This is a genomic window from Streptomyces sp. SID5643, assembly GCF_009872555.1.
In the GTDB taxonomy this organism is placed as follows: domain Bacteria; phylum Actinomycetota; class Actinomycetes; order Streptomycetales; family Streptomycetaceae; genus Streptomyces; species Streptomyces iakyrus.
The window spans coordinates 1-21,777 of sequence record NZ_WWIC01000218.1 but is presented as its reverse complement, the minus strand read 5'-3'; the positions used below and the strand labels follow the sequence as shown (position 1 = coordinate 21,777).

Below are 21,777 nucleotides of genomic sequence, written 5' to 3'. Positions count from 1 at the left end.
CCCCGCCGCGGCCGAAGGCCCGCCCCAGCGCCGCCCGCGCCGCCCCGAGGAGTCCGCCGCCGCCCTCGGCGCCCTCCAGTCGGGTACCGCGGCGGCGCGGTTCGCCGCCGGGTCGAACACCGGCGCCGTCCCAGCCGTACCTGAGGGTGCCCCGGCCGTGACCACGGCCGACCCGGCGTCCGAGGACGCCCACAGCAACGACGACGAAGGGGGAACGGCTCGATGACCAGCCGCGCAACGGGGGACACGGCATGGGTGCTCGAACCGGTCCTGGAGGTGCCGCACGTCGTGGCCGCCGCCCTGCTGACCAGGGACGGACTCGTCACGGGCTACACCGACGCGCTGTCGCGGCCGTCGGCCGAGCGGGTCGCGGCGATCACCAGCACCGTGCAGGGCGCCTGCCGTACCGCGGCGGCGGCGTTCGCCGACACCGACCGGGCCGAGATCCGGCAGGTCGTCATCGAGTCGGACCACGGCTATGTGCTCATCGTGCCGACGGACCACGGCACCTGCGTCGCCGCGTACGGCGATCCCGAGGTGCGACTGGACCTGCTCGCCCACCGGGTGCACTCGCAGGTGGCGCGGCTGGGCGAGAAGGCCATGGCCGCCGGGCCCCGAGGTGCCGACGGCGACACGCCGGCATGACGGGCCGCCGAGGCGGCCGTCCCCTGGTTCCCGCGTACCTGTCGACCGGCGGGGTGGCGCGGCCCAGCCGTGCCCATCTGGAGCGGCTGTCCGTCCTCACCGGCAGCGGTGAGCCGGCCCCCGCGGGACTGCCCGCCGCCCAGGCGGCCCTGCTGGAGGAGCTGGAGTACGGGTCGTTGACGGTGCTGGAGGCCGCCGCCCTGCTGCGGCTGCCCGTCTCCGCGGTGCTCGTGCTGGCCGCCGACCTCCTCGACCGCGGCCTGATTCTGGCCCGCGCGCCGATCCCGCGCGCCCGGCGCTTCGACCCCGACCTGCTGAAAAGAGTGGCCGATGGCCTCCGCGACCTCAAGCACCGTTGACGACCGGTCCGGCGGTACGGACGTCCATCTCCCCGACACCGCCCAGGACTTGGTGAAGATCCTGATCGCCGGGCCGTTCGGGGTGGGCAAGACCACCCTGATCCGCTCCGTCTCCGAGATCCGCCCGCTGCACACAGAAGAGCAGCTCACCGAGGCCTCCGCGGGGGTCGACGACCTCTCCGGCGTACGGGACAAGTCGACCACCACGGTCGCCGTCGACTTCGGCCGGATCAGCCTGCCGGGCGGCATCGTGCTGTACCTGTTCGGCACGCCCGGCCAGGAGCGGTTCCGGCCGCTGTGGGACGACATCGCCTACGGGGCGCTCGGCGCGCTCGTGCTGGTCGACGCCCGCCGGATCGACGCCTCGTTCGACGTGCTGGAGCTGGTGGAGGAGACCGGACTGCCGTACGCGGTCGCCTTCAACAGCTTCCCGGACGCCCCCCGCCACCACACGCCCGACCAACTGCGCGCCGCCCTGGACCTGGAGCCCATGACCCCGATGGTGACCTGCGACGCGCGGGAGGCGGACTCCTCGGTCGACGCCCTGCTGGCGCTGGTGCAGCACCTGATCGACCACAACCCTCCCCCGGAGCCCCGGTGACCCACCCGTCCCCCACCGAGCAGGCCTTCCCCCTCGCCGTGCCCGTCCGCCTGTGGGAGGACGGCTTCGCCCGCGATCCCCACCCCTACTACGCCGCCCTGCGCGCCCACGGGCCGGTCGGCTGGGCGGAACTGGCGCCCGGTGTCCCGGCGTACGTCGTCACCGACCGACGGGCGGCGCTGGAGCTGTTGCACGACACGGAGACGTTCTCGCACGATCCCCGGCCGTGGGAGGCGACCGTCCCCGACGACTCGCCGGTGCTGGGCATGATGCGCTGGCGGCCCAACACCCTGTTCGCCGACGGTGGCTCCCACCTGCGCTACCGCACCTCGCTCATCGACGCCTTCGACCTGGTGGAGCCGCACGATCTGCGGGCCCGGGTGCACCGGGCGGTGCACCTGCTGGTGAGCCGGATCGGGCCGCGCGGCGAGGCCGACCTGGTGGGCGAGTTCACCCGGCCGCTGATGGCGCTGGTGTTCAACAGCCTGTTCGGGCTGCCGGACAGCGCGAGCGACCGGCTGAACGCCGCGCTGGGCAGGCTGATCGAGGGCGGCGCCCGGGCGGCGCAGGGCGAGGCCGAGTTCGGCGGGTACGTGCTGGAGCTGATCACCGCCAAGACCGAACGGCGCGGCGACGACCTGCCGAGCTGGTTGCTGGACCACCCGGCGGGGCTGACGCCCGAGGAGGTCACCTGGCAGGTGTTCCTCACCCTCGGCGCGGGGCACGAGCCGACGGCCAACCTGGTGTCCAACGCGCTGTCCCGGATCCTGGGCAACCCGGCCTACTACTCGACACTCACCAGCGGCGCCCGCCCGGTGACGGACGCGGTACTGGAGGTCCTGCACCACGAGACGCCGCTCGCCAACTACGGCATCCACTACGCCCGTACGGCCGTCTCCTTCCACGGGGCCCGGATCAGGGCCGCTGTACCGGTGGTGATCTCCTACGGGGCGCTTGCCGAAGCGGCCGAGCGGGAGCGCGGGGCGGCCCGGCAGCCGTCCGACGCCTCGCACCTGTCCTGGTCGGCGGGCCCGCACGCCTGCCCCGTCAAGCAGCACACCCTGCTCATCGCCACCGAGGCGATCGAACGGCTCACCCAGTGGCTGCCCGACCTCGAACCCGTGCTGCCGCGCGAGCGCCTGACGTGGCGCCCCGGGCCGTTCCACCGCTCGCTGACCGCGCTGCCCGTCCGTTTCAGCCCCCGCTCCCCCGACCAGCCTGGAGGACGACCGTGACCGTGACCGACCGCATCGCCCTGGACCCGTTAGGAGCCGACATCGCCGCCGAGAGTGCCCGGCTGCGCGGGCTCGGCCCGGTCGTGCCGGTGGAGCTGCCCGGCGGTGTCCCCGCCTGGGCGCCGACGCGCTACGACACGCTGAAGGAGCTCATCCTCGACCCGCGGGTCAGCAAGGACCCGCGGCTGCACTGGCGGCTCTGGCCCGAGATCGGTGAACACCCCTCCTGGGGCTGGATCCTGGGCTGGGTCGGCGTGGTCAACATGCTGTCCGCCTACGGCCCGGACCACACCCGGCTGCGCAAGCTGGTCGCGCCCAGCTTCACGCACCGGCGCACCGAGGCGATGCGGCCCCGGGTGGAGGCGATCACGGCGGAGCTGCTGGCCGCGCTGGAGGCGGCCGACGGTGAGGTCGTCGACGTCAAGGCGGGGCTCGCCCATCCGCTGCCGATGCGGATGATCTGCGAACTGATGGGCGTGCCGGAGGAGTTGTGGGAGGACACCAGCCGGCTCATCGCGGCCCTCATGGACACCTCCGACCCGAGCCCGGAGCGCGCGGCGTCCGTGCAGCGGCAGATCGGGACGGTGCTGCCCGCGCTGATCGCGCACCGGGCCGCGCACCCCGGGGACGACATGACGACGGAGCTGATCCGGGTCCGGGACGAGGACGGCGACCGGCTGAGCGAGGAGGAGTTGCTGTACACGCTCCTGCTGGTGATCGGCGCCGGATTCGAGACGACGGTGAACCTGATAGGCAACGCGGTGGTCGCCCTGCTCCGCAGTCCGGGGCAGCTGGCGGCCGTGCGTTCGGGCGAGATCGGCTGGGACGCGGTCGTCGACGAGACCTTGCGCGCGCACCCGTCGATCGCGTCGCTGCCGCTGCGGTTCGCCGTCACCGACCTCGCCGTCGGTGGGGTGACGATCCCGGCCGGCGACGCCATCATCACGACGTACGCCGCCGCGGGGCTCGATCCGGAGCGCTACGGGCCGGATGCCGACCGGTTCGACGCCGCGCGGGGCGCCGACGACCATCTGGCGTTCGGGATCGGCGTGCACCGCTGCATCGGGGCGCCGCTGGCCCGGCTGGAGGCGCTGACCGCGCTGCCGGCGCTGTTCGAGCGGTTCCCCGGCCTGCGCCTGGCCGAAGGCGACGAGGGTCTGCGGCAGGTGCCGTCGTTCATCGCGTTCGGCTGGCAGGAGATCCCGGTGCGGCTGCGGGGCTGACGCACCGGCGGGCGTCGCCGTGTGAGGGCAGCGCGCGGGAGCGCGACCGGTCCCCCGTTCCGGTCGTGCCCCCGCTGTTGGTTGAACCTACGTCCAGGGCTGTGGCCTTGTGAACCGTGTCGATGCCCACTGCATGCTCTGCGGGGCTCACCCGTGCACAGCTGAGTCCGGATGGCCCGGTTTCGTCCCGTCCGGACCCGGCCGAGCGGTTGTCCCGGCGGAGAACCGGCTCATGCGGGGCGCCGGAGTTCCGGCAGGTCGAGGTCGCCGACGGCCAGGTGCGCCAGCACGACCTCGTACAGGTCGGTGCCTGCGGCGAGAAGCTGGCGTTCCAGGACGGGTTCGGCGCTGCGGACGTGTTCGCGCACGGTCTGGGCGTGCACGCCGAGGGCCTGAGCGGCCCGTTCGGCGTTGCCGCCGGCGGTGATCCAGGTGCGCAGCGTCCGGCGGGGGTTCCTGGTGTCGGCGTCCAGCCGGCCCAGCAGGTCATGCGCCCAGGTGCGCACGGTGGGACCGGACAGCAGGTCGGCGAGCCCCAGCCCGGGGTCCTCGGTGCCGTCGGCGTGCGGGGTGTCGGGCAGGCCGATCTGGGTGTTGAGCGCCAGGTGGACGACGGCCCGGGCCGTGAGGTCGGTGAAGTCGGTGCCGAGCAGGGTCTCGACGCGTTCCATACGGGCGCGGACGGTGTTGCGGCTGACGCCGAGGACCTTGGCGGCGTTGACTGCGGTGAACTCCAGGCCGAGCCGGCTGGTGGCGAGGAGTTCGGCGCGGGTGTGGTGCGGCAGGCTGTCCAGCGGCCGCAGCACCCGGGACGTCCAGCCGCGCAGCGCCACCGGGTCCATGAGGCGTTCGGGGTGGGTGCGCTCGGCGTAGACGGCCGTCTTGTCGGGCCGGAAGTGTGCGACGGCGAGGGCGCTGACGGCCTGTCCGTAGGAGGTGGCGGTCCGGGCGAGGCTCTGCCGGACGCTGCCGCCGAGGAAGAGGCCGGGGTGCCGCCGGACCAGGGACCGCAGGGCATCGCCCGTGGCCTCCCGGGGGCCGACGACGATCACGTGGCCGTCCATGGCCGGGCAGCGGACGACCAGGGCGTCCTCCCGGGTGCTGTCCAGGCACTCCTCGGCGATGCGGTCGCGTGCGGCGGGGTCGGACTCGACGACGTACACGCTCGCCGTCTCGGCGTCGAGCAGGCCGGGCCAGAGTCCCGCGGCGACGCGGCGCGCGGCGATCGTGTCCTCGACCATGAGCAGTTGCAGGATCGCCAGGCGCAGGTCGGCGGTGGCCCGGCGCAGCCGGTGCCCGGCCGCGTTCGAATCGTTCACCGTCAGCAGCAGCTCGATCACCTGGGCGGTGTGGGTGACGATGTCGGAGGCCCGCCGGTCGAAGGGGCTGTCCCGGGAGACGGCGAGCACGCACGCGTGGGACGGGTGCTCCACCCTGACCAGGCGCAGGTGGCGTTCGCGGCTCTGCCAGGCCGCGGAGGCGATCCGGCCGGCGGTGATGTCCGCGACCAGGTCCTCGTCCAGGGGGAGCCGGTTTCCGGCGACGAGGTTCCCGGCGGCGTCCTGCAGGGCGACGGTCGCGCTCACGGTGCCGGAGAGCCAGGCGACGACTCTGCGGACGTCGCGTCCGGCCGGGCGCAGATGCTCCAGCAGTTCCGCCGCCCACGCCGGGCCCGTACCGGGCTGCGTCTCCTGCTGCCGGTTCCCGTCCTCTCGGCCAGCCACCTGGGCCTTCCCCTCACTTCTCGCGCCGCTTCGGCACACCGGTCGGGGACGTTACCTCACGTCCGCGGGGCTCTCCTGCCGGGCCCGGACGCCGGACGGCGGGGGCCCGTGTCCCCGGGCCCGGCCCCCTCCTGCGCCGCCGACCCGGACCGGCGGCATAAGCTCGGTGGATGGCGAAGTACTACGACGTGCACCCCGACAATCCCCAGGCCCGCACCATCGGCCAGATCGCCGACAGCATCCGTGCCGACGCTCTTGTCGCGTACCCCACGGACTCCTGTTACGCACTGGGCTGCCGCCTCGGCAGTCGTGACGGCATCGACCGGATCCGTACGATCCGCAAGCTGGACGACCGGCACCACTTCACTCTCGTGTGCCAGGACTTCGCCCAGCTCGGCCAGTTCGTGCGGATCGACAACGACGTGTTCCGCGCGATCAAGGCGTCGACGCCGGGCAGCTACACGTTCATCCTGCCCGCGACGAAGGAGGTGCCGCGTGTGCTGCAACACCCCAAGAAGAAGACCGTCGGTGTGCGCATCCCCGACCACGTCGTCACGCAGGCCCTCCTCGCCGAGCTCGGGGAGCCGCTGCTGTCCAGCACGCTGCTGCTGCCCGGCGAGGAGGAGCCGATGACACAGGGCTGGGAGATCAAGGACCTGCTCGACCACGTGCTGGACGGGGTCGTCGACTCCGGTGACTGCGGGACGGAGCCGACGACGGTCGTCGACTTCTCCGGCGGGGAGGCCGAGATCGTGCGGATCGGCGCGGGCGACCCCTCGCGGTTCGAGTAAAACGCGAACCAAGGGCCGTTCACAGTTCAACCACGTGCCGGGGGCGGGCGAGTTGCCCCGGGAACGGGCGTGTCACGATGCCCGTGATCCGCCCGGTCACGCGGACGGGTTCCTGGTTTCCACCCCGCAGAGAGGCAGCCCAGCCATGACGGCCGTACAGGGAACCGCTGTCGACATCCCCACCGGGGACGGCACCGCCGACGCGTATCTGGCCCACCCCGCCGACGGGGCCGCCCACCCGGCGGTCCTGGTCTTCATGGACGCCTTCGGTCTGCGCCCGCAGCTGCGGTCCATGGCGGACCGGCTGGCCGCCGAGGGCTACGCGGTGCTGGTGCCGAACGTGTTCTACCGGCACGGTCGCGCCCCGCTGTTCGACCTGCCCGAGTTCATCGACCCGGGGGCGCGCCCGGAGATCTTCGAGCGCATCGTGCCGGTCATGCAGGCTCTGACGCCCGACCTGGCGATGCGCGACGCCGGTGCGTATCTGAGCTGGCTGGCCGGTTGCCCGGCCGTTGCCGACGGTCCGGTCGCGCTGACCGGCTACTGCATGGGCGCCCGGCTCTCGCTGCTCACGGCGGGCACCTGTCCGGAGCGGGTCGCGGCCGCGGCCGGCTTCCACGGCGGACGGCTGGCCACGGACGCCCCGGACAGCCCTCACCTGGTGGCCGGCAGGATCACCGCCGAGCTGTACTTCGGCCACGCCGACCAGGACCCCTCGCTGCCCGAGGAGCAGATCGAGCGCCTGGAGGAGGCTCTGACGGCGGCGGGCGTGCGCCACCGGTGCGAGGTGTACACGGGGGCGCCCCACGGTTTCACCCAGGCCGACACCGCCTCGTACCACCAGGAGGGCGCCGAGCGGCACTGGTCGGCGCTGCTCGACCTGCTGAAGCGTACATTCTGACCCCAATCGGGATCTGCTGAGGAGGAGTTGCCCGCCTACCGACGGTAAGGGCTTGCTCTCATGCGATCCCTGCGCGTAGACCTTGCTGAGAACCAGCCATGAATCGGGGGGAGTTGGCTCATGGACGGCACGGTCGACGGGTTCCGCTACGGTGCGGTGACCCCGGTGGCGGCCTATCTGATGGCCTGTCTGGGAGGGGCGCTGGGGCTGCGGTGCATCGTGCGCTCGCTGCTCGACGCGCGTTCCTTCAGGGCGGGCTGGCTGGCGTTAGGCGCCGCCTCCATCGGTTGCGGCATCTGGACGATGCACTTCATCGCCATGATCGGCTTCCACGTGGAGGAGACCCGGGTCCGGTACGACGCGGCCACGACGGTGCTCAGTCTCGTCGTGGCCGTCGCCGTGGTGGGCGTCGGCGTCTTCATCGTCGGTCTCCGCGGCGCGAGCGGAGCCACGCTGGCGGTGGCGGGAGCGCTCACCGGCCTGGGCGTCGCGGGCATGCACTACCTCGGCATGGCGGCGATGCGGCTGAACGGCGAGGTCGGTTACGACCCGGTCGGTGTCGCGCTGTCCGTGCTGATCGCCATCGGTGCCGCAACGGCGGCGCTGTGGGCGGCCGTCACCATCCGCGGCTTCCTGACAAGCCTCGGGGCGAGCCTGGTGATGGGCGTGGCGGTGTCCGGGATGCACTACACGGGCATGGCCGCCGTCAGCGTCCATGTGCACGACATGACCGGCGGGACCTGGGAGGGCGACTCACCCACGTCCCTGCTGCTGCCGATGCTGCTGGGCCCGGTCGTCTTCCTGCTGCTGGCCGGGGTCGTGGTGATGTTCGATCCGCTGCTCGTGCTGGGCGAGCGGTCCGCCGCATCCCGCAGGGCAGCCCCGGCCGTCAACTCCCCGGCCGGGGGGCGTCCTTCGTGGCGTGCAGCGGCCTCGTCCGCGCGCGAACGGTGAACAGCCCGCCTCGGGGCGGTTCATGAGCCGGTTGTTACCGTGCACCGGTGTCTGACTCCTCACGCGATACCGCCGAAGGCGCCGGCTGGGGCACCACCGAACGAGGCGCGTACCAGCGGTTGATGCCCCTGAAGACCGAGAAGATCTCCTGGCTGAACCCCAGGATGCTGTGGGTCGCCCGCAACGGCGTGCTCGCCTCCTGGCTCGGGGACCCGACCGGCGGGACGCGCAGCCGTTGGGTGGCGCAGCGGGCGGCCTTCGGCGCACCGGCCGACAAGGTGATCCGGCGCGACGACCCGGACCGGTTCTCGTTCCTGGTCATCGGTGACACCGGTGAGGGTGACGACCCCCAGTACGCCGTGGTGCCGGGCCTGCTGAGGGCCGGTCAGGACACGCGCTTCGCCGTGCTGGCCAGTGACGTGATCTACCCGGTGGGCAGTGCGGACGACTACGACACCAAGTTCTTCCGCCCCTACCGCGACTACCCGGCGCCGATCTACGCGATCCCCGGCAACCACGACTGGTACGAGGACCTCGGCGGCTTCATGCGCGTCTTCTGCGACGACGCCCCGCCCCTGTCGCCCGAGCCCCGGCCGCGCCCGCTCACCCGGGCCTGGCTGCGGTCGCTGCTGTGGCACCGGCCGGGCCCGGACGACGGCCGGCGCCTCGACGAGGCGCGCAGTCAACGCTCCGCCGCCGACCAGCAGGCCGTCCAGCCGGGCCCGTACTGGGCGATCGACGCCGGGCCGGTGCGGATCGTCGGCATCGACACGGGTCTGCTCGGCGCCCTCGACGCCGAGCAGGGCGCCTGGCTGCGCGCGGTCTCCCGGGGGCCCCGCCCGAAGATCCTGGTCACCGGCTCGCCGCTGTACGTGGACGGCCGGTGCGAGCCGTGCGCCATCGAAGGGGGCGGGACCGTCGACGCGATCGTCCGCGACCCGGACCACCACTACGTGGCCGCGATCGGCGGCGACATCCACAACTACCAGCGCTACCCGGTGCGGCTGGACGACGGCCGCACCCTCCAGTACGTCGTCGCGGGCGGGGGCGGCGCGTTCATGCACGCCACCCACACGATCCCCCGCGTCAACGTCGCCGGCGTCACCGAGGGGGACTTCCGCTGCTACCCGCTGCGCGGCGACTCCCTGGCCTTCTACAGCCGGCTCTACGGCCGCCGGCTGCGGATGCGCCGCTTCTTCACGCTCACCGAGGCCGAGGCGACGGCCGTGATCGCCGAGCGTCTCGGCATCAAGCCCACTCGGACACCGGGCGCCTCGACCCGCGTCACCCGGCGCGTCCGCCTGGTCGCGGGGCTGCTCGGCACCGGCCGCCGCCCCGACAAGGCGAAGCGGTTCCGGCTGCCCGTGCGGAAGATCTACACGTCGCTGTTCTCGCCGGGCTCGGCGACGTACAGCCCGCCGTTCTTCAAGTGCTTCCTGCGTCTGGACGTCTCCCCGGAGTCGGTCCGGCTGCGCTGTTACGCGGCCACCGGCAACCGCGCCCAGGAGGCCGACCCGCCGGTCGAGGACGAGGTGACGATTCCGCTGCGCTGACCGGACGGAACGGGAACAGCACGGGCCTCCGCGGAGTTGACACACCACAGGCCATTGAAGTTTCAATGACGGAGGGTTCATGCCGCCGACCTCACGACCGCTGCGCAAGCTGGGCTTCCTGACCATCGGACTGTTCGACGCGGCGGATCCGCGCCGAGGTCACGAGTCGACGCTGGAGATCATCGAGCTGGGCGAGCGGCTCGGTTTCGACAGCGCGTGGGTGCGTCACCGGCATCTTCAGTACGGCATCTCCTCCCCGGTCGCCGTCCTGGCGGCGGCGTCCCAGCGCACCCGCCGCATCGAGCTGGGCACGGCGGTCACCCCGCTCGGCTGGGAGAACCCGCTGCGGCTGGCCGAGGACCTGGCCACCGTGGACCTGCTGTCGGGCGGCCGGCTCAACCCGGGCGTGAGCGTGGGCCCACCCCTGCACTTCGACCAGGTCAAGGGCGCGCTCTACCCGGACACGGCCGGCGCGGAGGACTTCGGCTACGGGCGCGTGGAGCGGCTGCTCGCGGCCGTGCGGGGCGAGCCGGTGACGGACTTCAGCGGGGTCGAGGGCTTCGAGGTCTTCTCCGACCGGGTGCAGCCTCAGTCCCCCGGCTTGGGGAGCCGCCTGTGGTACGGCGGCGGCAGCCTGCGGTCGGCCCGGTGGGCGGGCGAGCACGGCATGAACCTCCTCACCAGCAGTGTCGTCAAGGCCGAAGAGGCCGAGGGCCCCTACGACTTCGCGGAGATGCAGCTCGCGCAGATCCGCGCCTTCCGCGCCGCCCACCCCGACGGCGAGGCGGCCCGGGTCTCGCAGGGCCTGGTCGTCATCCCCACGGACGGCGCCTCGCCCGAGCAGCGCGCACGCTACGAGGAGTACGCCGCCCAGCGCACTCCCCGGACGACCTCGCCCCAGGGCCCGGCACGGCTGCTGTTCGCGCCGGATCTGGTGGGCACCTCGGCGGAGATCGCCGAACGGCTGCACGCGCACGCCGCGTTCCGGGAGGTGGAGGAGGTGGCGTTCGCGCTGCCGTTCACCTTCGAGCACGAGGACTACGTCCAGATCCTCACCGACATGGCGACGAAGCTGGGCCCGGCCCTGGGATGGCAGCCGGGCTTCTGACGCCGGTGCCACCATCGCCTTCCGCCGGGCCGGGTCACCAGCGGCCCGGCGCGGTGCCGGTGATCGGCTCCGACGCCGTGCCGTCCACACCGACGGGCACGTCCCCGGCGAGCATCACGCGGTGCATGATCCGGGGATGGTCGAGATGGGCGGTGTCGCCGGGGGCGAGGTGCATCGTGGCCCGGTTGTCCCAGAACGCCACGCTGCCCGGCTCCCAGCGGAACCGGACCGTGTACTCGGGCCGGACCGCCTGCTCCAGCAGCATCTCCAGGACCGCGGCGCTCTCGGGCCGGGAGAGGCCGGCGATCTGCTCGACGTAGTAGCCGTTGACGTACAGGATTCGCTCCCCCGTCTCCGGGTGGACGCGCACCAGGGGGTGCACCGAGGCGACCTGGCGGTCCAGCAGGTGACGGACGTACGCGTCGTCGCCGGGCCGTGGCTGGTAGCCGACGCCGAGCCGGTGCTCGGCCCGCAGCCCGTCGACGAACTGCCGGAGCGGCGCGGAGAGTCCGGCGTACGCCGCCGCCAGGTTGGACCAGGCGGTGTCGCCGCCGTAGGGCGGTACCGTCTCGGCGCGCAGGATCGTCGCGGCGGGCGGGTCGACGCGCGCGCCGTGGTCGCAGTGCCAGCCGCGCAGCAGGGTGTGCCGGCGGCGGCGCAGCCACTCGTCGTGCTCCATCCCGAACCGTCCGCCCAGCTCCAGGCGGTCGGCGGTCGTCTCGATCTCGGGGAAGTCCGGCGGCGATGCCTTGCCCCGCCGGGGCAGCACCACGGTCTGGCCGAACCGGCGCGCGAACGCCACGTGCCCGGCGTGGTCCAGCCGCTGCCCCCGGAAGAACACCACCTTCCACCGCAGCACCGCCGCCCTGATCGCGGCGACCACCGCGTCGTCGAGGTCGGCCGCCAGATCGACCCCGCCGATCTCGGCCCCGATGTACCCGGCGACCGGCCGCACCTTCACTCCGGCCTCCCGCGCCGCCTCGTCCGTCGTCCGGTTGTCCGTCGCCATGAGCGCTCCGCTGGTCGTGGGTGGAGATCCGTCACGAAGATCGTGACAGTGATCTCCGCCGAGGGCGACCATGCCCCCGGACCGCGGTCGACTGGCTCGGGGCCGCCGAACACGAGGGACACGGCGCTGTGCGACGCGTCGTCCGGTTGATCATTGCTCGCCCCATCCGTGAGGCTGGAGGGACGAGACAACCGTACGCACAGTCAACGGGAAGGCCCGACGGTGATCAGCATCCCGACCCACACACTCAACGACGGTACGACGCTCCCCGCCCTGGGCCTGGGCACCTGGCCGCTCGGTGACGACGAGGCGCAGCAGGCGGTGCTCTCGGCCCTGGAGGCGGGCTACCGCCTGATCGACACGGCGACGAACTACCGCAACGAGACGGGGGTCGGCCGAGGCGTGTCCTCCGGTGTGGTGCCGCGCGAGGAGATCGTCGTGACGACGAAGCTCCCGGGCCGGCACCACGGCTACGAGGAGACGCTGGCCTCCTTCGAGGAGTCGCGGGCCCGCCTGGGCCTGGAGTACGTCGACCTTTACCTGATCCACTGGCCGCTGCCCCGCGTGGACCGCTACGTCGACGCCTGGAAGGCCATGATCAAGCTGCGCGAGGAGGGGCTCGTACGCTCGATCGGCGTCTCGAACTTCACGGCGGCGCACATCGAGCGGCTGGAGCGGGAGACCGGCGTGCTGCCCTCGGTCAACCAGATCGAGCTGCACCCCTTCTGGCCGCAGGAAGAGTTGCGCGCCTTCCACGCGGGCAAGGGCATCGTCACCGAGAGCTGGAGCCCGCTGCGCCCGGGCACGCCCCTGCTGGAGGACCCCGTCGTGGCGCGGATCGCCGGGGCGCACGGGGTGTCCCCCGGGCAGGTGGTGCTGCGGTGGCACACGCAGCTGGGCGCGGTGCCCATCCCGAAGTCGGCGAACCCGGAGCGGCAGCGCACCAACCTCGACGTCTTCGGCTTCGAGTTGAGCGAGGACGAGATGCGCGCCGTCGCGGACAGGCCGCGGCGGAGGGTCGGCGCCGACCCCGAGGTGCACGAGGAGTTCTGACGGGTACCCGGGAGCGCGAAGCAGGAAGGAGCCGCACGTGGCGGAGCGGGACCGGCTGCGGGACTACCGCGGCAAGCGCGACTTCGACCGGACCGGCGAGCCCCGGGGACGGAGCGCGCCCCCCGGTGACGAGCCCCGGTTCGTGGTGCAGATCCATGACGCGAGCACGATGCACTTCGACTTCCGGTTGCAGGTGGACGACGTGCTGAAGTCCTGGTCGGTCCCCAAAGGCCCTTCGGCGGACCCGAAGGACAAGCGGCTGGCCGTGCCGACGGAGGACCATCCGCTGGAGTACGAGGAGTTCGAGGGCGTGATCCCCCGCGGCGAGTACGGCGGCGGCACGGTGATCGTCTGGGACCACGGCACGTACAAGCCGCTCAGCCACGACCGCCAGGGCCGGCCCGTCGACTTCGCCCGGTCGCTGGAGCGCGGGCACGCCACGTTCCGGCTGAGCGGTTCCAAGCTGCGCGGCGAGTACGCCCTGACCCGGTTCCGCAGCGGCGGGGACGGCGAGGAGGCGTGGCTGCTGGTGAAGCGGGCCGGGGACACGGCCCGTACGCACGGGGCCCCGGACCCCCGTCGGGCCCGCTCGGCCGTGTCCGGCCGCACGCTCGCCCAGGTGGCCTCCGACGCGGCCGGGGAGTGAGGTCAGAACAGCGGTGTGAGTGACTGTTCGCACCAGATCGTCTTGCCCCGGGTGGTCTGCCGGCTGCCCCAGCGCTGGGTGAGCTGGGCGACCAGCAGCAGACCGCGGCCGCCCTCGTCGTCCTGGTGCGCCCGCCGCAGGTGCGGGGAGGTCGAACTGCCGTCGGACACTTCACAGATGAGGGTCCGGTCCCGGATCAGACGGAGCTGGACGGGTGGGGCGCCGTACCGGATGGCGTTGGTGACCAGTTCACTGACGACGAGTTCGGTGACGAATGCCGTCTCGTCCAGGCCCCACGCGGTGAGCTGGTCGGTGGCGGCCTGCCGGGTGGCGGCCACCTCCGCGGGGTCCGGGGTGACGTCCCAGGTGGCGACCTGGTCGTCGCCCAGCGCCCGGGTGCGGGCCAGCAGCAGGGCCACGTCGTCACCGGGCTCCTCCGGCAGGACGGCCTTCAGCACGGTGTCGCACAGGGCGTCCAGTGAGTCGGCAGGCACGGTCAGGGCCCGGCACAGCTCGGCGGTGGCGTGGTCGACGTCGCGGTCGCGGTCCTCGATGAGCCCGTCGGTGTAGAGGGCGACGACGGAGCCCTCGGGCAGCTGGAGCTCCGTGGCCTCGAACGGCAGTCCTCCCACGCCCAGTGGGGGCCCCGCGCTCATGGGGACCAGCCGGACGGATCCGTCGGGCAGCACCAGGGCGGGTGCGGGGTGCCCGGCGGCGGCCAGGTTCAGCCGGCGTGTGACCGGGTCGTAGACGGCGTAGAGGCAGGTCGCGCCCAGCTCGGCGACCTCGTCGCCCAGGTCGTCCGAGGCGAGGTGCGTGACCAGGTCGTCGAGGTGGGTGAGGAGTTCGTCCGGCGGCAGGTCCACGTCGGCGAGGGTGCGGACGGCCGTGACCAGCCGGCCCATGGTCGCCGTGGAAGGGATGCCGTGCCCCACGACATCCCCCACGACCAGCGCCACGCGGCTGCCGGAGAGCGGGATCACGTCGAACCAGTCGCCGCCGATGCCCGCCGCCGAGCCCGAGGGCAGGTAGCGGTGGGCGACCTGCACGGCGGCCTGACCGGGCAGGCCCCTGGGCAGCAGGCTGTGCTGGAGGGCGAGGGCGGTGGTGCGTTCGCGGGCGAAGCGGCGGGCGTTGTCGACGCAGACCGCGGCCCGGCTGGCGAGTTCCTCGGCGAACACCGCGTCGTCGGCGGCGTAGTCGTCGGGCTGCGCCACCCGCACGGCCACGGCGACGCCGAGCGTGATGCCGCGGGCCCGCAGCGGCACGGCCATCATCGAATGGACACCCTGGCGGTAGGGGCGTCCTTCCGGTGCGCGGGAATTGCGCTCGGCGACCCAGCGCATGAACGCCGGCTCACCCGCCTGGCTGATGATGGCCCGGCCCTCGCGCATGGCCCGGGCGATCGGCGAGAACGCGGGGTAGACGTCCACCGCCCCCAGACGGACGGCCGCCTCCGGGGTGCCCTCGGTGACGGAGCCGTGGGCGACCCGCCGCAGCGTGATCTCCTCGGCCGGAGCCGTGGGCGCCTCGTCCGCTCCGAGCACCCAGTCGAACAGGTCCACGCTCGCGAAATCCGCGAACCGGGGAATCACCACCCCGATCAGCTCCTCGGCCGTGCGGACCACGTCCAGGGTGGTGCCGATCCCGGCGGCGGCCTCGTTCAGCAGGGCGAGGCGCTGCCGGGCCCAGTACTGCTCGGTGCTGTCGAAGGCCGCCAGGGCGGTCCCCACGAGTTCCCCGTCGGCGTCCCGCACCGGCCACATCTCGGTGACCCAGGCGTGCTCCCGGTTGAGGGCCGGTGCGCCGGTGTAGCTCTCGTACCGCAGCGGGCGGCCCGTCTCGACGACGTGCCGCAGGTGCCAGTTGAAGCCGCGGCTGTGCTCCGCCTCCTCCACGGTCTCGGGGAAGTGCCGGCCGAGCAGCGTCTCCTCGGGCACGCCCATCACATGGCACGCGGCGTCGTTGAGCCGCAGGTAGCGCTGGTTGACGTCGAAGACGGACATCGACATGGACGCCTGCTGGAAGGCGCGGCCGGCGAGGGACGTCTCCCCGGGGCCGGGCGGCGCGGCGGTGATCACGTACCCGCTCGCCTCCCCGTCCGGGCCCGTCAGGGCGCAGGCTCCGACCCGGAGCCCGACGAGGTAGCCGTCGCGGTGCCGCACCATCACGGTGCCCGAGCGCGCGGACACCGCCTCGGGCGGCACGGTCTCGGCGAGCAGGTCCCGCACGGCACGGCCCAGGGCCTCTTGGGGCGGGTAGCCGGTCAGCCGCCAGGCACCCTCGCTCCACCCCGTCAGAATGCCGCGGGCGTCGATGATCGCAGCAGCGGAGGCGTCCTCCATATCGTCCAGGATCATCCCTTTGCCGCCCTGTATCAACCGCGACGCGGCATCCGTGACCGCGTCAGGGCCGGTTGGCGCGCAGCGCGGCGAGTGCCCGGTCGGCGTGCGCGTTCATGCGCAACTCGCTGCGTACGACGTCGAGGACGGTGCGGTCCTGTGCGATGACGAACGTGGTGCGCTTGGTGGGCGCCAGGGAGAAGCCGCGTCTCACTCCGAACCGTTCGCGGACCGCGCCGTCGGAGTCCGACAGCAGCGGCATGCCGAGGCCGTGCCGGCCGGCGAACTCCTGCTGTCGCTCGACGTCGTCGCCGCTGATGCCGACGGGCCGGGCGCCGACGGCCGCGAACTCGGTGGCGAGGTCGCGGAAGTGGCAGGCCTGGGCGGTGCAGCCGGGGGTCAGGGCGGCCGGGTAGAAGAAGAGCACGACGGGGCCTTCGGCGAGCAGCTCGGACAGGCTGCGGACGGTGCCGGTCTCGTCGGGCAGGGCGAAGTCCTCGACCTTGTCCCCGGCCTCCACGCGCGCGCTCATGACCTGCCCTCCGCGTTGCGGGCGACGCCGCGGGCCCAGAGCACCAGGGGCACCTGCAGGGGCAGGCGTCCGAAGGCGGCGGCCTTCTGCGGGGTGGGGCGGTGGCGCCAGTCGGCGGCCATCTTGACGTTGGCGGGGAACACGCCGACGAAGAAGGCCGCCGTGGCCAGCGCGGCGGTCCTGCGGGTGCGCGGCAGTGCCAGGCCGGCGGCCAGCGCGAGCTCGGCGGCGCCGCTGGCGTAGGTCCAGGCCCTCGGTGTGCCGGGCAGGCCCCGCGGGATGGTGGCGTCGAACGGGCGTGGGGTGGCGAAGTGGGCGACGCCCGCGGTGGCCAGGAGGCCGGCGAGCAGCAGGGGCGAGCGTTCTGACCGGGACACGGTTCCTCCTCTGAAGGCCTGCCGCGCATTATTACCGGACAGTAGTCAGGTCAGTTCACCGGGTCCGGCGCGTGCCCGTGACGGCTGCCCGGCGTGTAGCCGAAGGAGCGGCGGAAGACGTCGATGAAGGCGCTGGCGGAGGACCAGCCGCAGCGGTGGGCGACGGTCGTGACGGGCAGGCCGTCGGCCAGCATCCGCAGGGCGTGGTAGAGCCGCGACTGGGTGCGCCACTGCGGGAACGTCATGCCGAACTCGCGGCGGAAGAGCCGGCTGAGGGTGCGCTCCCCCACCCCGGTCGCGGCGCCCAGCTCGGCGAGGGTGCGCACATCGGCCGGGGCGGCGTGCACGAGCGCGCACACCGCGGCCAGACGCGGGTCCGTGGGGGTGGGCAGGCGCAGCGGCTGCTGGGGCGAGAGGCGGAGCTGGTCGCGCAGGACGGCGCGCAGGCGGCGGCGCTCGGGGCTGTCGTCACCGGGGTCACGGGTGCAGGCGAGGATCAGCTCGCGCAGCAGCGGGCTGACGGCGAGGACGGCCGGACGGTCGAGGCCGAGCGGGTTGTCGCCGGCCGGCAGACCGACCAGGTGCAGGTCGAGCCGGCCGTGGGCGCGATGGGCGTGCACGGTGCCCGCCGGGACCCAGATGGCGCGGGTGCCGGGGGCGAACCAGGTGCCGGCGTCGGTGGTGACGGCGACGACTCCGGCGCCGGCGTAGACGATCTGGTGATCATCGTGCCGGTGCGCATCGATGCGGTCGCCTGCGGTGAGCCGCTGGGCGCGGGTCGGGGCCGTAGGAGTGTGGCGGATGTTCGGCACGGTCCGGCAGATTATCGGAAGCGGGCCCGGCGCTTCGCGAACGACGATCGCCGGGTGAGCACTTCGAGACACGACCGACCGGTCGCCCTGATGTCACTGGGGCACGCCTGCGTGGATGTGTACCAGGGGGCCGTGGCCGCTCTGGTTCCGTACTTCGTCGCCGAGCGCGCCTATTCCTATGCCGCCGCTTCGGGTGTCGTCCTGGCGGCGTCCCTGCTGTCGTCGCTGGTGCAGCCGCTGTTCGGGGTGCTGACCGACCGGTGGGCGATGCCGTGGCTGCTGCCGCTGAGCGCGCTGACGGCCGGGGCGGGCGTCGCCCTGAGCGGGGTGACCGGCTCCTACGCGCTGACGCTGGCGGTGGTGGCCGTGTCGGGGGTGGGTGTGGCCGCCTATCATCCGGAGGCCGCCCGGGTGGCGCGGGCCGTGGCGCGGGGCCGGCACACCGCGATGGGCTGGTTCTCCTTCGGCGGCAACGCCGGTTTCGCCCTGGCTCCCCTGCTGGTCTTCGCCGTGGTGTCCACGGGCGGGCTGCGCGCCTCTCCCCTGCTGGTCGTCCCGGCCCTGGTGGGAGCGGTGCTGTGCGCGGCGGCGGTGCGCTCGGCGGGCTCCGGCGCCGGGAGTGCTGACGCGCCCGCCGCCCTGGGCGAGGACGACTGGGGGTCCTTCCTGCGGCTGTCCGCGGCCGTGGTCTGCCGCTCCGTGGTGTTCGTGGGCTTGGGCACGTTCATCTCGCTGTACGTGCGGGAGCGCACCGGTGGCGGGGAGGGGGCCGGTACGGCGGCCCTGTTCGTGCTCTACGCCGGCGGAGCGGCCGGCACGCTGGCCGGGGGCCGGCTGGCGGAGCGGTACGGGCGGATGGCGGTGGTGCGGCGGTCCTACGCCCTGACGGTCCTGGCCGTGGCCGGTCTCGTCCTGGTGCCCGGGCCGCCGGTGTACCTGTTCGTGGCACTGACGTCGGCGGGTCTGTACGTGCCGTTCTCTCTGCACATCACGCTGGGCCAGGACTTCCTGCCCCGGCGCGTGGGGACCGCGAGCGGGGTCACGCTGGGCCTGACCGTGAGCGTCGGCGGCCTCGCGGCCCCCGCGCTCGGGGCGCTGGCCGACGCGACGTCCCTGCGGTCGGCCCTGCTGCCGCTCGTCGCGCTGCCCGCGCTGGGCAGGCTGCTGCTGTGCGGCCTGCGCGAGCCTGCGCCGCCGGGGACGGCAGCGACGGCGGCCGAGGGGTCCGATCCGCGTGATCCGGCGGCCCGATCCGCGTGATCCGGCGGCCCGGTGACCGGAGATCAGGCGGGGCCGGCCGGGGCCTGGCCGGCGTCACCCTCCTCGTCGACGGCGTGGGCGAGGAAGTCGTCGACCATACGGTGGAAGAGCGTCGCGAGCTGCCGCAGTTCCTCCAGGGACCAGTCCGAGAGGGCCAGCTGCATGCCGCGGACGCCGGCCTCGCGGATCCTGGCGATGGCCTCGCCCCCGGCGTCGGTGAGTTCGATGCGCTGGGCACGGCGGTCGTCCGGGTCGGGGACGCGGGTGACGTACCCGGACTTCTGCAACTGCTGCACCGTGCGCGTGACGTGCGAGGCCTCCACGCCCAGCCGGGTGGCGAGCTCCCCCGGGCGCTGCGGCTCGGATTCGGCGATCTGCCGCAGCAGGGCGACGGCGGCGCGGTCGAGCGGCACGCCCGCCAGAGCCATCAACCGCTCGTGCCGGCGGGCGCGCGTGCTCAGGTAGGTGACGCGGGTGAGCGCACGCTCGATCTCGGTCACTTCCGGGGAAGGGGCGTCAGGGAGCGGCGGTGTGGACATGGGCGCCACGCTACCACCTCGTTGCGTAACTCAAGTAAATCGAGCGGCTCACCCCGTTCAGGGGAAACAGCCGGAGAACACGCGTGGCGGGCCGCCGACGCGTCGACACCTCACCCGTGGACCTGCCGCTGATCCCGCCCATGCTCGCCACGTCCGGCACCCTTCCCTCCGCCGCGCAGGACGCGCGCTGGGCCTACGAGACCAAACAGGACGGCCAGCGCGTGGTGGTCTACCTGCCGGGGGACGGAAGCGTGCTGTTGCGCGCCCGCTCCGGTGACGACATCACGGCCGCCTACCCCGAACTGCGTCCGCTGGGCACCGCCCTCGGCCCCACGCCCGCCGTACTGGACGGCGAGATCATGGCCCTGGACGAGCAGGGCCGCGCCAGCTTCCAGTTGTTGCAGTCCCGTATGGGCCTGGCCCACGCCCCCGCCAGGGCCGCGCGGCGGGCTGCGGAGGTCCCGGTCCATCTCGTGCTGTTCGACCTGATGCACCTGCGGAACGACTCCCTCCTGCGGCTCCCCTACGCCCGGCGCCGCGCGGCACTGGAGGACCTCGGTCTCTCCGGACCGTCCTGGTCGACCCCTCGCGCACTCGTCGGCCACGGCGCCGAGGCGCTGCGCGCCACCCGGGAGCACGGTCTGGAGGGCCTGGTCTGCAAGCGGCTCGACTCGGTGTACGAACCGGGGGTGCGGTCCCGGGCCTGGATCAAGATCCGCAACATGCGCACCGAGGACGTCCTGGTCGGCGGCTGGCAGCCGGGCAAGGGGCGGCTCACCGGCCTGCCCGGCGCCGTGCTGGTCGGACAGCGGGCGGCGGGGCGGCTGCGCTACGTCGGCAGCGTGGGCACCGGCTGGAGCGAGGCCGAACGCACCGAACTCGCCGCGCTGCTGAGGGCCGCCGCGAGTGATGTCTGCCCCTTCGACCCCGCCCCGCGCGCCCCGGGCGCGCACTGGGTCGTGCCCCGCCTGGTCGGCGAGGTCCGCTACAGCACCCGGACCCGGGAAGGGCTGCTCCGCCAGCCCTCCTGGCTGCGGCTCCGGCCCGATCTCGCGCCCGAGGAGGCGGCGGCCGACATCCCGGACGACATGGTCTGAAAGGAACGGTCGGCCCCAACTATTGAGCTCTCATTCACCGTTCGGATCCTCCATTCCTCTTGGCATGGACGCGATCAGCCTGGAAGCTGAACCTCCCTTTCCCCCACAGCCGTTGGGCTGCGCCCGGACCAAGGAGGACGCAGTGTCGTCACGCCCGTTCGCCCACCCCAGGAGATGGCTCACCGGAGCAGCCGGTGCCGCCGCCCTCGTCCTCGCCTTCCCGGCCACGGCCTTCGCCGCCCCACCGTCGGCGCTGCCCGCCAACGCGGACGCCCTGGAGCAGACCTACCAGCCCGCCTACGACTACGACACCGACGGCTGCTACTCCACGCCCGCGATCGGCCCGGACGGCACCGTGAACGGCGGACTCAACCCGACCGGCGCCCTGAACGGCAACTGCCGGGACGCCTCGGACCTCGACAACACCAACGGCTACGCGCGCTCCAAGTGCAACAACGGCTGGTGCGCCATCCTGTACGCCCTCTACTTCGAGAAGGACCAGGCCGTGGCCGGCAGCAGCATCGGAGGCCACCGGCACGACTTCGAGCACGTCGCGGTGTTCGTGCAGGACAACCAGGTCAAGTACGTGTCGACGTCCAACCACGGCGGGTTCACCGTGCACGCGGCGTCCGCGATCCGCTTCGACGGCACGCACGCGAAGATCGTCTACCACAAGGACGGCGTCAGCACGCACTGCTTCCGCGCCGCGAACGGGAACGACGAGCCGCCGGAGAACCACAAGCGCACCTGGCAGTACCCGGCACTGGTCGGCTGGAACGGCTACCCGGCCGGGGTGCGCGACAAGCTCACGTCGTACGACTTCGGCAGCGCCAACTTCGGCCTGAAGGACGGCAACTTCGCCAACCACCTCGCCAAGGCCAAGCCCTCCGGCATCCCCTTCGACCCGTACGCCTGACCGCACCCGGCCCGGCCGGAGCCCTAGGTCGTGTCCGCAATGTCAGGGCAGCCAGAGTTGTAGGCAGGCGATGGTGACCAGGGCCTGGTAGTGGCGGGCG

General features: G+C 73.1%; 22 protein-coding genes and 1 pseudogene. 16 read left to right on the top strand and 7 right to left on the bottom strand.

What is annotated here, in order from left to right; genetic code table 11:
* The 6 genes and pseudogenes from GTY56_RS24800 to GTY56_RS24775 all read left to right on the top strand — a co-directional run.
* A pseudogene (locus GTY56_RS24800) lies at positions 1-226 on the top strand (ATP-binding protein); the annotation flags it as partial.
* Positions 223-645 (top strand): roadblock/LC7 domain-containing protein, encoded by a 423-nt coding sequence (locus GTY56_RS24795; RefSeq protein WP_107459058.1) that lies wholly within the window; start codon positions 223-225, stop codon positions 643-645. The pseudogene GTY56_RS24800 and the gene GTY56_RS24795, both read left to right, overlap by 4 nt.
* Positions 642-1,004 carry a DUF742 domain-containing protein gene (locus tag GTY56_RS24790; protein ID WP_161362429.1) on the top strand — a complete coding sequence of 121 codons (363 nt, stop codon included), beginning with the start codon at positions 642-644 and terminating at the stop codon, positions 1,002-1,004. Before GTY56_RS24795 ends, GTY56_RS24790 begins: the two co-directional genes overlap by 4 nt.
* Positions 976-1,605 (top strand): GTP-binding protein, encoded by a 630-nt coding sequence (locus GTY56_RS24785; protein WP_161362431.1) that lies wholly within the window; start codon positions 976-978, stop codon positions 1,603-1,605. Before GTY56_RS24790 ends, GTY56_RS24785 begins: the two co-directional genes overlap by 29 nt.
* A complete protein-coding gene (locus GTY56_RS24780) occupies positions 1,602-2,840 on the top strand; it encodes a cytochrome P450 family protein (protein WP_161362433.1) in 1,239 nt (412 codons plus the stop codon). Before GTY56_RS24785 ends, GTY56_RS24780 begins: the two co-directional genes overlap by 4 nt.
* Positions 2,837-4,063 carry a cytochrome P450 gene (locus GTY56_RS24775; RefSeq protein WP_161362435.1) on the top strand — a complete coding sequence of 409 codons (1,227 nt, stop codon included), beginning with the start codon at positions 2,837-2,839 and terminating at the stop codon, positions 4,061-4,063. Before GTY56_RS24780 ends, GTY56_RS24775 begins: the two co-directional genes overlap by 4 nt.
* A 230-nt stretch (positions 4,064-4,293) precedes the next feature.
* Here the strand turns inward: GTY56_RS24775 and GTY56_RS24770 are convergent, their stop codons facing one another.
* Positions 4,294-5,787 carry a helix-turn-helix domain-containing protein gene (locus tag GTY56_RS24770; RefSeq protein WP_161362437.1) on the bottom strand — a complete coding sequence of 498 codons (1,494 nt, stop codon included), beginning with the start codon at positions 5,785-5,787 and terminating at the stop codon, positions 4,294-4,296.
* 170 nt (positions 5,788-5,957) lie between these two features.
* Here GTY56_RS24770 and GTY56_RS24765 point away from each other — a divergent pair, with 170 nt between their 5' ends.
* The 5 genes from GTY56_RS24765 to GTY56_RS24745 all read left to right on the top strand — a co-directional run bounded on the left by GTY56_RS24765 (position 5,958) and on the right by GTY56_RS24745 (position 11,094).
* Complete coding sequence (locus tag GTY56_RS24765) at positions 5,958-6,578, top strand: L-threonylcarbamoyladenylate synthase (protein WP_161362439.1); 621 nt, start codon at positions 5,958-5,960, stop codon at positions 6,576-6,578.
* Between the two features lie 145 nt (positions 6,579-6,723).
* Complete coding sequence (locus GTY56_RS24760) at positions 6,724-7,479, top strand: dienelactone hydrolase family protein (RefSeq protein WP_161362441.1); 756 nt, start codon at positions 6,724-6,726, stop codon at positions 7,477-7,479.
* A 120-nt stretch (positions 7,480-7,599) separates the two neighbouring features.
* Positions 7,600-8,433 (top strand): MHYT domain-containing protein, encoded by an 834-nt coding sequence (locus GTY56_RS24755; RefSeq protein ID WP_161362443.1) that lies wholly within the window; start codon positions 7,600-7,602, stop codon positions 8,431-8,433.
* 47 nt (positions 8,434-8,480) lie between these two features.
* Positions 8,481-9,986 (top strand): metallophosphoesterase, encoded by a 1,506-nt coding sequence (locus GTY56_RS24750; RefSeq protein WP_161362445.1) that lies wholly within the window; start codon positions 8,481-8,483, stop codon positions 9,984-9,986.
* Between the two features lie 79 nt (positions 9,987-10,065).
* Positions 10,066-11,094 (top strand): LLM class flavin-dependent oxidoreductase, encoded by a 1,029-nt coding sequence (locus tag GTY56_RS24745; protein WP_161362447.1) that lies wholly within the window; start codon positions 10,066-10,068, stop codon positions 11,092-11,094.
* Between the two features lie 34 nt (positions 11,095-11,128).
* On the opposite strand, the gene GTY56_RS24740 is transcribed toward GTY56_RS24745, so the two are convergent.
* A complete protein-coding gene (locus GTY56_RS24740) occupies positions 11,129-12,103 on the bottom strand; it encodes a TauD/TfdA dioxygenase family protein (RefSeq protein WP_161367536.1) in 975 nt (324 codons plus the stop codon).
* Between the two features lie 222 nt (positions 12,104-12,325).
* Between GTY56_RS24740 and GTY56_RS24735 the strand changes: the two genes are divergently transcribed.
* Positions 12,326-13,156, top strand: a complete 831-nt coding sequence (locus tag GTY56_RS24735) for an aldo/keto reductase (RefSeq protein WP_161367535.1) — start codon at positions 12,326-12,328, stop codon at positions 13,154-13,156.
* A 37-nt stretch (positions 13,157-13,193) separates the two neighbouring features.
* On the top strand, positions 13,194-13,802 hold the full coding sequence (locus GTY56_RS24730) for a DNA polymerase ligase N-terminal domain-containing protein (protein WP_161367534.1): 609 nt from the start codon (positions 13,194-13,196) through the stop codon (positions 13,800-13,802).
* Positions 13,803-13,804: 2 nt separating this feature from the next.
* Here GTY56_RS24730 and GTY56_RS24725 read toward each other — a convergent pair whose 3' ends face one another.
* The 4 genes from GTY56_RS24725 to GTY56_RS24710 all read right to left on the bottom strand — a co-directional run bounded on the left by GTY56_RS24725 (position 13,805) and on the right by GTY56_RS24710 (position 17,865).
* A complete protein-coding gene (locus GTY56_RS24725) occupies positions 13,805-16,147 on the bottom strand; it encodes an ATP-binding SpoIIE family protein phosphatase (protein WP_161367539.1) in 2,343 nt (780 codons plus the stop codon).
* 61 nt (positions 16,148-16,208) lie between these two features.
* A complete protein-coding gene (locus tag GTY56_RS24720) occupies positions 16,209-16,676 on the bottom strand; it encodes a peroxiredoxin (protein ID WP_161367533.1) in 468 nt (155 codons plus the stop codon).
* Entirely contained in the window at positions 16,673-17,053 is a 381-nt protein-coding gene (locus GTY56_RS24715; RefSeq protein WP_161367532.1) for a DoxX-related protein, read from the bottom strand. Before GTY56_RS24715 ends, GTY56_RS24720 begins: the two co-directional genes overlap by 4 nt.
* A gap of 50 nt (positions 17,054-17,103) precedes the next feature.
* Complete coding sequence (locus GTY56_RS24710) at positions 17,104-17,865, bottom strand: helix-turn-helix domain-containing protein (RefSeq protein WP_161367531.1); 762 nt, start codon at positions 17,863-17,865, stop codon at positions 17,104-17,106.
* 90 nt (positions 17,866-17,955) lie between these two features.
* Here GTY56_RS24710 and GTY56_RS24705 point away from each other — a divergent pair, with 90 nt between their 5' ends.
* Positions 17,956-19,125, top strand: coding sequence for an MFS transporter (locus GTY56_RS24705; RefSeq protein ID WP_161367538.1), 1,170 nt, complete (start codon positions 17,956-17,958; stop codon positions 19,123-19,125).
* 23 nt (positions 19,126-19,148) lie between these two features.
* Here GTY56_RS24705 and GTY56_RS24700 read toward each other — a convergent pair whose 3' ends face one another.
* A complete protein-coding gene (locus tag GTY56_RS24700) occupies positions 19,149-19,664 on the bottom strand; it encodes a MarR family winged helix-turn-helix transcriptional regulator (protein WP_161367530.1) in 516 nt (171 codons plus the stop codon).
* Between the two features lie 116 nt (positions 19,665-19,780).
* On the opposite strand from GTY56_RS24700, the gene ligD reads away from it, so the two are divergent.
* Positions 19,781-20,761: a non-homologous end-joining DNA ligase gene (gene ligD / locus GTY56_RS24695; RefSeq protein WP_161367537.1), complete on the top strand. Its 981-nt coding sequence runs from the start codon at positions 19,781-19,783 to the stop codon at positions 20,759-20,761.
* A 142-nt stretch (positions 20,762-20,903) separates the two neighbouring features.
* Positions 20,904-21,677, top strand: a complete 774-nt coding sequence (locus tag GTY56_RS24690; RefSeq protein WP_161367529.1) for an NPP1 family protein — start codon at positions 20,904-20,906, stop codon at positions 21,675-21,677.
* The last annotated feature ends 100 nt before the right edge of the window (positions 21,678-21,777 follow it).

Excerpts from the sequence above, each read along its gene's own strand:
- GTY56_RS24795 (WP_107459058.1), top strand. The coding sequence starts at position 223 with ATGACCAGCCGCGCAACGGGGGACACGGCATGGGTGCTCGAACCGGTC.
- GTY56_RS24790 (WP_161362429.1), top strand. The coding sequence starts at position 642 with ATGACGGGCCGCCGAGGCGGCCGTCCCCTGGTTCCCGCGTACCTGTCG.
- GTY56_RS24785 (WP_161362431.1), top strand. The coding sequence starts at position 976 with ATGGCCTCCGCGACCTCAAGCACCGTTGACGACCGGTCCGGCGGTACG.
- GTY56_RS24765 (WP_161362439.1), top strand. The coding sequence starts at position 5,958 with ATGGCGAAGTACTACGACGTGCACCCCGACAATCCCCAGGCCCGCACC.
- GTY56_RS24760 (WP_161362441.1), top strand. The coding sequence starts at position 6,724 with ATGACGGCCGTACAGGGAACCGCTGTCGACATCCCCACCGGGGACGGC.
- GTY56_RS24755 (WP_161362443.1), top strand. The coding sequence starts at position 7,600 with ATGGACGGCACGGTCGACGGGTTCCGCTACGGTGCGGTGACCCCGGTG.
- GTY56_RS24745 (WP_161362447.1), top strand. The coding sequence starts at position 10,066 with ATGCCGCCGACCTCACGACCGCTGCGCAAGCTGGGCTTCCTGACCATC.
- GTY56_RS24740 (WP_161367536.1), bottom strand. The coding sequence starts at position 12,103 with ATGGCGACGGACAACCGGACGACGGACGAGGCGGCGCGGGAGGCCGGA.
- GTY56_RS24725 (WP_161367539.1), bottom strand. The coding sequence starts at position 16,147 with ATGGAGGACGCCTCCGCTGCTGCGATCATCGACGCCCGCGGCATTCTG.
- GTY56_RS24720 (WP_161367533.1), bottom strand. The coding sequence starts at position 16,676 with ATGAGCGCGCGCGTGGAGGCCGGGGACAAGGTCGAGGACTTCGCCCTG.
- GTY56_RS24705 (WP_161367538.1), top strand. The coding sequence starts at position 17,956 with ATGTCACTGGGGCACGCCTGCGTGGATGTGTACCAGGGGGCCGTGGCC.
- GTY56_RS24700 (WP_161367530.1), bottom strand. The coding sequence starts at position 19,664 with ATGTCCACACCGCCGCTCCCTGACGCCCCTTCCCCGGAAGTGACCGAG.